Source organism: Flavobacterium sp. (genome assembly GCF_027483985.1).
Lineage (GTDB): Bacteria > Bacteroidota > Bacteroidia > Flavobacteriales > Flavobacteriaceae > Flavobacterium.
In genome coordinates, this window is sequence record NZ_JAIXTJ010000051.1 from 1 (window position 1) to 12,010 (window position 12,010).

Genomic DNA, 12,010 nt, shown 5'->3' on the forward strand with positions numbered 1-12,010 from the left:
CTACTATTGCGTGAATTAAAAATAGTTGTATTTTTGCACTCGCATTACAAAATAATGTAATGGCCCGTTCGTCTATCGGTTAGGACGCATGGTTTTCATCCATGTAAGAGGGGTTCGATTCCCCTACGGGCTACAAGTTCAAATTTTATTGAAGTATTTATCGAAAGATAAAAATGGCCCGTTCGTCTATCGGTTAGGACGCATGGTTTTCATCCATGTAAGAGGGGTTCGATTCCCCTACGGGCTACAGCGTTAGTTGTAAATTAGTTTTATAAAATTTAAAGTCAGTGTCTCGATTTTTTATTTTATTAGTTAAAACCAAAGTGATTAGAAATTAATTGTGGGAGGTTTTTCTTTTTTAACTAAGTATTATTAATAGTTACAATTAAATTAAAAAAAATGGCAAATCATAAGTCAGCTTTAAAAAGAATTAGAAGCAACGAAAAGAAAAGAGTGTTAAACAGATACCAACACAAAACAACTCGTAATGCGATAAAAGCATTAAGAATGTCTACTGTTAAATCTGAGGCTTCTGCAAAATTATCAAGTGTTATTTCAATGATCGATAGATTAGCTAAGAAAAATATCATTCACGATAACAAAGCGTCTAATTTAAAATCTAAATTAACTAAGCACGTAGCTAAGTTGTAATAGATAAAAGATAAAATAAAAAAAAGCTTCCTTTTGGAAGCTTTTTTTATTTATGTATATCACTGAGTAAGTTAAGCATTTCTTTAGTTATTGGTTTAGATAAAAAGTCCACAACCATTGTGTAAGATTTTGATTTTTCAATATCCTTAGGGTCAATTGTCGAGGATAATACTATTACTTTTAGATCTGAAAAAAATGATTGATATTTTGGGTCTGAAAATAAATCAAGAAATTCCCAACCACCCATGATAGGCATATTTAAGTCTAAAAACATTAGTTGTGGTAGAATGATGTTTTCGTTTTCTTTTAAATCGTTTTTAAGGCTGTCAAAATACTTGAGAGCATCTTCTCCATTATGTGCACTATCAATGATATTTGAAAAATTTGACTTTTCAATTACTTTTTTACACAGCATAAGTGTAATAGGGTCGTCATCAACACATAATATTTTATTATACATCTTTATTGTTTTTAAAAATTATTGTGAAAGTAGTTCCAATGCCAACACTACTTTCAATGCTAATTGTTCCTCCCATTGATTCCACTTGAGATTTAACAAGATATAATCCGAGCCCTTTGCTGTCAGGATAGTCGTGAAATCTTTGATAAAGACCAAATACTTTGTCTTTATTTCTTTCTAAATCTATTCCTATTCCGTTATCTTTAAAAGTTATTATTATCTCTTGATCAATTTTTTTAGAAGCAATTGAGATTTTTAATTGTCGTTTGGCGTCACCGTATCGTAAGGAATTTGACATCAAATTTAATAAAATACTTTCAATATAGGATTTATTTAAGAAAACAATTTGATCTTCGTTTAAATCCATTCTAATTATTGGCTTTTTTATGCTGATTAGGAAACTTAGTTGATTGAATACATTTTCAAATACGTCTTTAATCACTATTCCTTCTTTTTGAATTGATGGACTATCTTTGATAATAATTACATTAACCAAGTCATTTATTGTTTCATTTAGTTGATGAGTAGATTTAGAAAAACCGTTTATTATTTCTTTAAGTTCTTGATTTTCAATCGGAATATCTTCAACTAAATTCAAAAGACCAGTGAGGTTTGAAAGTGGTGCACGTAGGTTATGTGATGTTATATATGAAAACTGTTTTAGATCTTTATTGTTTTGAGTCAATTCTCCAATGAGGTGTTCTCTTTCTTTTTCTCTTTCTTTTTCAACAGAAATGTCTCTTTGAATTGATATCCAATGCGAATGTTTATTATCTTTATTTGTTATGGGTATCATTGTGAGATTCACCCAATATTGTTCACTATCTTTCCTCTTATTTAGTGTTTCAAATGTGAACTCTTCTTTCTTTTTTAGAATATCTGCTAATTTTCTAATATCGTTTCGTGCACTAAACTTGTTCATTAGTACATCAGCAGTTTTACCCAAGACTTCATCAGATTGGTAGCCTGTCATTTTAGTGAAGGCTGGATTAACAAATACTACTTTTGGGAGTTCTTTTTCGTTCTCACTTGTTTCGGTAATGATTACAGTATCCTTTGTTTGAGTAATAACAGTTTCTAATAGTTTTAGTCGTTGTTCTTCTTCTTTTTGTTTAGTAATGTCTTGAATGGCACCTATCATACGAATAACGTTGCGGTTATCATCCATAACTAAAAAACCTCTATCAAAAACATATTTATAGCTACCATCAGCACACATGAATCTGTAGTAATCTTGCCATTTTTCTGTTTTTTGTTCAATAAAAGAATATAGTTTAACCGACATTTTTAAACTGTCTTCCGGATGAATTTTTTCAAACCACCACTGCAGGTTATCTCCAACTTGTTCTTTTTTATAACCAAAAACACCTTGAATTCCTTTATTCCAAATAAAGCCACCTGTTTTAATATCCCAATCCCAAATGGTATCGCTTGTAGCTTTCGCAACAATATCATATCGCTCGTTGGAATCGTATAATACTTTGTTAATTAACTTTAAGTTATTTATTGACTCATTATTTTTTTTATCATTTATTTTTATTAATGAAACTAAGTATATTGGAGTACAGATGATTAGGAGAACACAGAATGAAAGGCTATAAACTATTTGGCTATTTGTGTCAACAAAATTTATGATAAAGTAATGGCTAGCCAGAGCCAAGATTAGAATTATAAAGAAATAAATAGAAATACTCTTGTAAAAAAAACTTTTCATTACTCAAAAATAAAAAAAAAATGATGAATCCATCTTTTTTAATTAAAAAATAATATTTTTTTTATCTATTAAGTTATTTATAGTTACTAAAATGTAAACTCTTGTAACTTAGGTTTTTTTTATCAAAATAAAGTGTACCTTTGCACCTCCTAAAAAAATCAGATGGAATCTATTAGAAACATTGCAATTATTGCTCACGTTGACCACGGTAAAACTACTTTGGTTGATAAAATTATGTACCATTGTCAACTTTTTCGTGAAAATGAAAATACAGGTGACTTAATTCTTGACAACAACGATTTAGAACGCGAAAGAGGTATTACTATTACTTCTAAAAACGTTTCTGTTTCATACAAAGGGACTAAAATCAATATTATTGATACACCTGGTCACGCCGATTTTGGTGGTGAAGTAGAACGTGTATTGAATATGGCAGATGGTGTTTGCTTGTTAGTTGACGCCTTTGAAGGACCGATGCCACAAACTCGTTTTGTACTACAAAAAGCTATTGACTTAGGATTAAAACCTTGTGTCGTAATTAATAAAGTTGATAAAGAAAACTGTACACCAGAAGAGGTACACGAGAAAGTTTTTGATTTAATGTTTGAATTAGGTGCAGAAGAATGGCAGTTGGATTTTCCTACAGTATATGGTTCTGCAAAAAACAATTGGATGTCGGATCATTGGGAAAACCAAACAGAAAATATTGAACCATTATTAGATATGGTAATCAATAATGTTCCAGCTCCGAAAGTTTCAGAAGGAACTCCGCAAATGTTAATTACTTCTTTGGACTTTTCATCTTTTACTGGTCGTATTGCTATTGGTAGATTAGAAAGAGGAGTTTTGAGAGAAGGAATGCCAATTTCTTTAGTAAAAAGAGATGGTTCTGTAATGAAATCGAGAATTAAAGAATTACATACTTTTGAAGGTTTAGGGCGTAAAAAAGTACAAGAAGTTATCGCTGGTGATATTTGTGCAATCGTTGGAGTAGATGGTTTTGAAATTGGTGATACTATTGCTGATTTTGAAAATCCTGAGGCATTACAAACTATTGCTATTGATGAACCAACAATGAGTATGTTGTTTACAATTAACGATTCTCCATTTTTTGGAAAAGAAGGTAAATTCGTAACATCAAGACATATTAGAGATAGACTTACTAAAGAATTAGAAAAAAATCTAGCAATGAAGTTAGGTGAAACTGATTCTGCTGATAAATTTATGGTTTTTGGTCGAGGAGTACTTCACTTATCGGTTCTTATTGAAACAATGAGAAGAGAAGGATATGAATTGCAAATTGGTCAACCACAAGTTATTATCAAGGAAATTGATGGTAAAAAATGTGAGCCAATCGAAGAATTAACAATCGATTTACCAGAAAATCTTTCTGGTCGTGCGGTTGAATTCGTTTCTATCCGTAAAGGAGAAATGTTATCTATGGAAGGTAAAGGTGAGCGTATGATTGTTAAATTCAATATTCCATCTCGTGGAATTATCGGATTAAGAAATCAGTTACTTACTGCAACTGCTGGTGAAGCAATTATGTCACACCGTTACATAGGATATGAGCCATACAAAGGTGAAATTCCTGGAAGAAATAATGGTTCATTAATTTCTATGGAAAACGGAAAAGCAATTCCTTATTCTATTGATAAATTGCAAGATCGTGGTAAATTCTTCGTTAATCCTAACGATGAGATTTATGAAGGTCAAGTAATTGGTGAAAACTCTCGTAGCGATGATATGTGTATTAATGTAACTAAAGCTAAGAAACAATCTAACGTTCGTTCGTCTGGAAATGACGAAAAAGCTAGAATCATTCCACCAATTATTTTCTCTTTGGAAGAAGCTTTAGAATACATTCAAAAAGATGAATATGTAGAGGTTACTCCTAAAACTATTCGTTTAAGAAAAATATATTTGACAGAAACAGATAGAAAAAGATTTAAAATCTAATTTTATTCTAATATAACAAAAGCCATCAGTTTAACGCTGATGGCTTTTTTATTTACCTAAATCTTTAATTAAAATACCATTTTAAGTTTACTTATAATAACTAAATGATGTTTGATGCAAAAGTCAATAATCATTTGTGATTTGTTTCAAAAAAAAACCATCAGTTTAGTTTTACTGATGGTTTTTTTGTTTTGTTTATTGTTAGGTTATCTCTTTAAAGCAAAGTGTCCTTTCGTGGTTCTGCCATCATCAAATAGTATGTTATACCAATAATCGTCAGATGGAGCAAGATTACCATTAGATGTGCCATCCCAACCTTGACCAATTGCTGATATTTGTTTGACTAATTTTCCATATCTATCATATATATTGATGATTGAATTGCTGTAAAATTGTTCATTGGCACCTTTAACATTCCAAGTATCATTGTATCCGTCGCCGTTTGGAGTAAAAAACTGTGGAACACCAAGTACTGAAATTATTTGCTCGGCAATTCCACATCCGTTTAAATCTTTGACATAAACAGTATGAATTCCCATTGGTACATTGGTGAAAATTGCAGAGTCTTGATAAGGTCCATAAGGATCTTGAATGCTGTAGACATAATCGCCATTTCCAGAAACAATAACTTCAACAGAATTGTTTTCCACTAAATCGGTGATGATAATATCGTCAATAGTTGCAATAACTGATGTAGTAACTTCGATAGTTCTAGTTTTTGGACAACCAAACGAGTTTGTTACTACTACAGAATAAGTTCCTCCTGTATTTACAGTAATTGTATAATTTGTTTCACTTGGTAGCAAAGTTCCTTCATAAAACCATTGATAGCTGTAGGCAGTTATCGGCGTCGAATCTGTGATTCCGGCATCTAGAGTAACCGTAAATGCTGGTAAATTGGTACATACTAATTGATTTGCCCATCCATTTTGATTAATGTCAATGTTAGGCGTTGGATTCACAACAAAATTTAAGGTTGTAGAAACAGGGCAAGTTGTATTAGCTGGATTGGTCAACGTTACAACTATATTTTGAGTTCCAGTTCTAAATGTTGGAGGCAAAGTTGTTAAAACCGTACCATCTTGCAATGTGAATGTTATATCAAATCCCGTTTGTCCTTGAAGTATTGTAGGTAGAATGTTTGTAGTATCAAAGTCTAGAAGTCCGTCTTGGTCTGCAGGATTGATTTCATCATCACAAAACGTTAATTGTCCTGGTAACAATGGAAATATTTGTGGTAAATCGTCAACTATAAATTGAATGGTCTTTTGATATGAACAAGGACCATCTTGAGCTAACGAAGGATTATTTGTCAATTTTACTGTAATAGTTTGATTTGTATTTACATTAAACGGATTGGTCATTGTAAATTGAACTCCTGATGCATCAAAGTAGGTAATATCAATATTGGTTTGACCTTGAAGAATATCACTTTCTAAAGTTGAGGTATTAAATCCGTAGATTCCATCGTGATCATCGTCACAGTGACGAATAACATTATTTACTCCAACGGTATTAAATACTGGAGTTTTCTCAACAATTATATCAAAAGTTTTAAATCCGTAGCAGCCATTATTAATGTTACTATCTACACGTACCCAGATTTTTTGTGTGTTAGGATAACCAAAATTCTGATAATTCGAAATATTTGAAATAGCTAACGAATTACCATTTACATCATTTTCAGCGTTAAAATCAGCTAGATTTTTATAAAATTTAATAGTATAATCAGATGTTGGAGCAGGCAATAAAGCCAATGTATTATTATAGATTTGTGTAAAGTCAAATGTGGCAATACCGTCATACTCATTATTTGTAGCATTCATATATTCATCACACTTTACTTGATCAGGAATGATGTAGCTTGGTGGTAATTGTGGTGTTGAAACTATTAAATCTAATCGGCCAATACTATAGCAATTATTTGCATTTTGAACTCTAACCCATACCGAAGTATTTGAAGTTGTGAATGCAATTGGATTAGCTATTAAAAAATTGGTATCATTTGTATCTGCAGCAACTTGATTTGTAAAAAATGTAAAAGTTTCGTTTGCCGAATTGGTTGAGAAAAAAGTATTTTTTTCTGTTAAATTGAAAGTTGAAATTCCATCAGTATCATCATCACATTGTAATAAGGATTGTGGCGTTGTCAAAACAGGTAGTGCATAAATTGACAAAGTGGCGTCAGCCGAAGTTAACCCACAAGAGTTTCCGGTTCTATTTAAGACTACTCTATATCGATAACCTGACATTGAAGAAGTAATATTATTTACAGATAAAACATCAGTAGTAACTCCAGCATAATTAGCGTTATTTACAAGATTAGTGAAGGTCAAACCATTATCTGAAGAAACTTGCCATTGGTAGGTTGTTATTGGTGTAGAGGTAACTAAAGTAAAGGTAGTTCCTTGTAATTCACACGCAAATTTATTAGCTGGTTGAGTTGTAATTGCAATTGGTGCTGGTGTGAAGAAATTAGAGTTCGGGTTCACATAACCAGTTCCACTAGTAACAACACCATTATTTGGATTTACTGATGCTGGAGATGTAGCTCCTAAAATACCATCATTATTACCATCGGTGTAACCTGCTTCAATAACATCATCACAGCCGTCACCATCACTATCTAAGTCAAGGTAATTATTTAGTGAATCTCCATCGGTATTAGCAATTGTTGCTGCAATAATTCCGCTATCGGGTGCAGTTTCTAAAGAATCTAACCATCCGTTTATACCAAAATTTGTTCCGTCAATCACTCCATTAGAATTCGCATCTACTAAAGTATATCCAGATTCATTTAAATCATATATTCCGTCATTATCTGAATCTAAATCGAAGTAATCTACAATACCATCATTATCAGAATCTACAGGTGTAATTCCTGAACCATAAGCATCATCGATACCATCGTTGTTAGCGTCAGTATTAGATAAAGCAATAAAACCTGGACCTTGAACTTCAATATAATCAGGAATTCCATCATTATCAGAATCATAGTCAAATTGATCAAATATTCCGTCACCATCAGTATCTTTAGGAACACAAGTGGCTACAATTTTGAAAGTTGCTTTGTTTGGTAATGCATCGGATAAATTTCTATGAGTAAAACTTATGGATTGCACTTGACTAGTCAAGAATCGAAATGTTCCCGTTCCTGCAGCCAATGGCGTAGTACTGTTTAATCTAAATCGGATTTCGAAAGATGAATATTCTGTAACACCACTTTCAAAAATTCCGTCATAATTGGTATCAATCAATAACTGGTTTGTAGGATTTAAAACAGTGACTGTTTTATCGATTGGTGAATTAACAATGTATTCAGCATTAGCATCTAATAGATCTGTTGAATTTGCAGTAGCAACATACTCCAAAGCTAGTGATATTGGCTGTGCAAAAGTAAGTTGATGCTTTACGGTATTTGTTTTTCCAGCCGGAATTTCAGTTACAAAACTTCCGTCTGCATTTCCAATAAAAGGCGTTGTGCTTGCTGTTGGTGAAGTTGTTGTTATTCCAGTAAAAGTATTAGAATAGGTACCAACGGCAACAGTTCCTGCTACCGGATTTGCTAACGAAACATTTTGATTTCCAAAGGATTCATTGCAATTTGTAATTCCGTCGCCATCATAATCTTGATCGATATCATCATTAGCATTATCATTGTCAGAATTTGTAGCACAAGTACTAACTGGTATTTCATCTGAAAATAAGTCAATACTACATTCTGTTAATGTTGCTTTTACTTTATAATAACCTGGTCCAAATGCAGACAAAGTAGGAGTATAAGAACTACTATTTGCACCTGGAATTGGATTGCCGTTAAAATACCATTGAAAAACATCAAAGCCACTTAACGAACTAATTTCTAAATTCACATTTGGAATACAATTCGAACTGCTTCCAGCTACAGGTTGAAACACTACTTCAGGTCTAAATGTAAAGCCAGAGTAAAATCCACCATAAGTTGCAGCACCACTAGTTCCATAGTAAGATAAGTACACTTGTTCAGAAGAAAATACAGATATATTTCCATTCAATCCATCAAAAGTATAAGTTACATAATCGGGATTTCCTATAACATTGAAAGGTCCGTTAACATTAATACTTCCAGGTAAACCTGCCAAAGTGTAATTGGTGCCATTAATAATGAAATCTAAACTTGCACCAGTTTTAGTTACGATACAAACAGTTCCTTCAAAATTGGATTGGTTTCCAACTTCGTTAATGAATGGAATATTGTTAATTGTTTTTGGTGTTTGGCAACTCAAAGGCGGTAAAAAGTGCATGTTCTGATTCGCCTGACTTGATGTGCCGCCAATTCCTTGGTAAGCAAAAACATTTTTTGAAGTGTTAACAAACAAATTACCATCGGCAGAAAACTGCGAACCATCAAGTGCTAAATATTCTCCAGCATTAAGTGTTGCAATTGGAGTAGTAATGCCGTTTGTAAAAACATCAGTATTATCTTCGTGTGCTATGATTAATGGTCTTTCAGTTACATCAACTCCAGCACCTTTAATAAATATATATTCTTTTCCAGTTCGTTCGGCAGATACAATTTGGTCAAAACCTAAATCTAAATTACTTGTAGAACCATTACTTCCGGCAAATGAGCCGCAATTTACCGCTATTGGTTTGTTAGAATTTACCAACATTCCAATTAATCCGTCTCTATTAGGATCAGATGGACCTTTTACAGCAATAACATAACTATCGCCTGCATTAAGATTGACACTTGCTGGTGTATTTCCGGCAGCAGCGTTGTTCAGTAAAGTAACTCCAGTTTTTATATCGTCAAAAGAAATTGTCGTATTATTTTCGGTTGCTAAAATGGAAGCAAAGGTGAAATAGTTTTCGGTTGAAGTTGGTGCACCAGTATTGATGAATCCTCCAATTCTAAAGTTGGTTCCTAATGCCGCACTACCTTTAGCGACTAATCCTCCAGCGTGAAGATTACTTTGTGCTGTTAATCTTACTGTTACATATATTAAATCTTGCGCTTGAACAATAAATCCTTTATTGTTTTTCACCACATTTACATCTATTTCATTTGTAAGAAGTTGTGTATCAGTACCGAAACCTATAGCGTGAATATAAGGTGTATCTCTACTAACGGTTGCATTAATAGTTGTGCCACCAATTTCTTGTATTTGAAAGTTAATTGGATCTAAACTTGGGCTAGAAATATATAGATATTGGTTCAAAGGCTCTACAGAATCTGTATGAGACAATGGTGGAATGTAATGTGTTTTGCTAAATTGCGAAAAACAATTTATTGATAATAAAACAGTTAGTAGGTTGAATATAAATCTCTTTTTCATTTGATAAAAATAGCAAATAAAATAGATTTTTTCTACATAGTTTTCAATTTTTAACACTAGATTTATATTATAAATCTCTTTTCTTTAATAATAAATGTGAAAGTGTGATAAAAATTATAGTCCAAGTGATTACAATAACAATGGAATACCAATGAACTCCATAGTCTTTTAAATTTGCTGCGCCACCAATAGTTGTTTCTATATTTTTTATAACCGAAAGTTTCGTAAATGGCTCAACAATAAGATTACTCATCGATTCTAAAGGTAAAAATTGAGTAAACATTTTGTCATGATCACTATTAGGAAATATCTTAAAATTTAAAATGCCTATTATTATTCCTTCAATAATATTCCAAACAAAAAGAAATCCAAGTGCAAATGCAGATCGTTTAATTAAGATTCCGATAAAAAGACAGAAGGAGAAAAATCCTGTCAGTTTAATGAAATAAGCAAATAAATAGTCCATTTCAGAAAAAATTATTCCAACTTCATTATAAGATGAAAATGATAATCCTAAGATTAAGGAAAGTAAAAATATAAAGACCGTTGAAAATCCTGCAAAAACAATTACGGTTAAAAACTTTGACAAAATGAATTCTTTTTTACTCATTCCATCAATTAAATTTTGTTTTAATGTTCCATAACTGTATTCATTAGCCATCATTGAAACTATAACTACGGCTAAGAAGAATTTCAAAATTGCAGCAATATAGGTGTTGAAATGCCAAATATATGGGAAGTTGAAGATTCCTTGTTCAGCAATATGCAATTGAAAACTTCCGATATTTATTTTGATAGATGCTATCAATGCAATAAAAGTTAGTAAGATAAAATAACTTAAAGTCAAAACTTTACTTGCTTTATTTTTCCAGATTTTTTGTAATTCTATTGAGAGTAATCGTTTCATTTTTTGTGGATTATTTGCCTGTTAATTGTAAAAATTGTGCCTCTAAACTGTTCTTTCTTTTAGCTAAATGCGTAAGATAAATCGATTGATCGACTAAAAATTTATTAAGTAACGCCGGATCAATATTGGAATTAGAATAGAGTAATACTTTTCCTTCTTCTTCAACTATTTTAGCAATTTCAGGATGTTTTTCAAGTGCAGCAATTAAGGCTTTGTTATCATCAGCTTGTATTTCAATATAACCATTGTTCGAAGACATTCCTTCAACTGTTCCTGAGTAAAGTATTTCTCCTTTTCGTAAAACCAATACGTGTGAACAAACTTTTTCTACTTCATCCAGTAAATGCGATGCTAACAAAATGGTTGTTCCTTGCGAAGCAATTAAACGAATAATATCCCTAATTTGATGAATTCCTTGTGGATCTAAACCGTTGGTTGGTTCGTCTAAAATGAGAATTTCAGGATCATTTAACAAGGCAGAGGCAATAGCCAAACGTTGTTTCATTCCAAGTGAAAATGTATTGAATTTACTATCTTTTCTATCTAATAAACCAACCACTTCAAGTTTTTCTTGAACTTTGTTGTAGCTAATTCCTTTAATTTTGCAAACTAACTCAAGATTTTCTTTTGCAGTCATGTAAGGATAAAAATTTGGTCTTTCGATAATAGCGCCAACTTTTTTTAATGCCTCGTGGGTTTGCATTGCGCCACCAAACCAAGAGTATTCGCCCGATGTTTTATTCACAACATTCAAGACAATACCAAGCGTAGTTGATTTTCCACTTCCGTTTGGACCTAAAATTCCGTAAACATTGCCTTTTTGAATTTCTAACGAAACGTTTTTTACAGCGTGTAATTTGCCATAACGTTTGTGAAGATTTTTAATACTTAAAATAGTTTCCACAGTTATTTATTGATTGGTTTACAAGTAAGACGAAGAACCAAACAATTTGTTACTTAACCACAAAAAAAATCCTCAATTGTTGTTATGCAATTGAGGA

The 12,010-nt window shown here is 32.0% G+C and carries 7 protein-coding genes and 2 tRNA genes; 4 read left to right on the forward strand and 5 right to left on the reverse strand.

From position 1 onward, the window contains the following. Positions 1–61: 61 nt before the first annotated feature. From Q0050_RS13235 to rpsT, 3 genes are all read left to right on the forward strand, one after another. Positions 62–133: transfer RNA gene (locus tag Q0050_RS13235), tRNA-Glu, on the forward strand. A 42-nt stretch (positions 134–175) separates the two neighbouring features. Beyond that, a tRNA-Glu gene (locus Q0050_RS13240) sits at positions 176–247 on the forward strand. Between the two features lie 152 nt (positions 248–399). Beyond that, a complete protein-coding gene (rpsT, locus tag Q0050_RS13245) occupies positions 400–651 on the forward strand; it encodes a 30S ribosomal protein S20 (protein WP_290833114.1) in 252 nt (83 codons plus the stop codon). Positions 652–697: 46 nt separating this feature from the next. On the opposite strand, the gene Q0050_RS13250 is transcribed toward rpsT, so the two are convergent. Further along, complete coding sequence (locus Q0050_RS13250) at positions 698–1,111, reverse strand: response regulator (protein WP_298396724.1); 414 nt, start codon at positions 1,109–1,111, stop codon at positions 698–700. After that, entirely contained in the window at positions 1,104–2,825 is a 1,722-nt protein-coding gene (locus Q0050_RS13255; RefSeq protein ID WP_298396727.1) for a PAS domain-containing protein, read from the reverse strand. Before Q0050_RS13255 ends, Q0050_RS13250 begins: the two co-directional genes overlap by 8 nt. 162 nt (positions 2,826–2,987) lie before the next feature. Between Q0050_RS13255 and typA the strand changes: the two genes are divergently transcribed. Further along, on the forward strand, positions 2,988–4,784 hold the full coding sequence (typA, locus tag Q0050_RS13260; RefSeq protein WP_298396731.1) for a translational GTPase TypA: 1,797 nt from the start codon (positions 2,988–2,990) through the stop codon (positions 4,782–4,784). Positions 4,785–4,990: 206 nt separating this feature from the next. Here typA and Q0050_RS13265 read toward each other — a convergent pair whose 3' ends face one another. The 3 genes from Q0050_RS13265 to Q0050_RS13275 all read right to left on the reverse strand — a co-directional run bounded on the left by Q0050_RS13265 (position 4,991) and on the right by Q0050_RS13275 (position 11,913). Then, positions 4,991–10,102, reverse strand: coding sequence for a T9SS type B sorting domain-containing protein (locus Q0050_RS13265; RefSeq protein ID WP_298396736.1), 5,112 nt, complete (start codon positions 10,100–10,102; stop codon positions 4,991–4,993). A gap of 67 nt (positions 10,103–10,169) precedes the next feature. Then, positions 10,170–11,009 (reverse strand): ABC transporter permease subunit, encoded by an 840-nt coding sequence (locus Q0050_RS13270; RefSeq protein WP_298396739.1) that lies wholly within the window; start codon positions 11,007–11,009, stop codon positions 10,170–10,172. Between the two features lie 10 nt (positions 11,010–11,019). After that, positions 11,020–11,913 carry an ABC transporter ATP-binding protein gene (locus tag Q0050_RS13275; RefSeq protein WP_298396742.1) on the reverse strand — a complete coding sequence of 298 codons (894 nt, stop codon included), beginning with the start codon at positions 11,911–11,913 and terminating at the stop codon, positions 11,020–11,022. Positions 11,914–12,010: the final 97 nt, after the last annotated feature.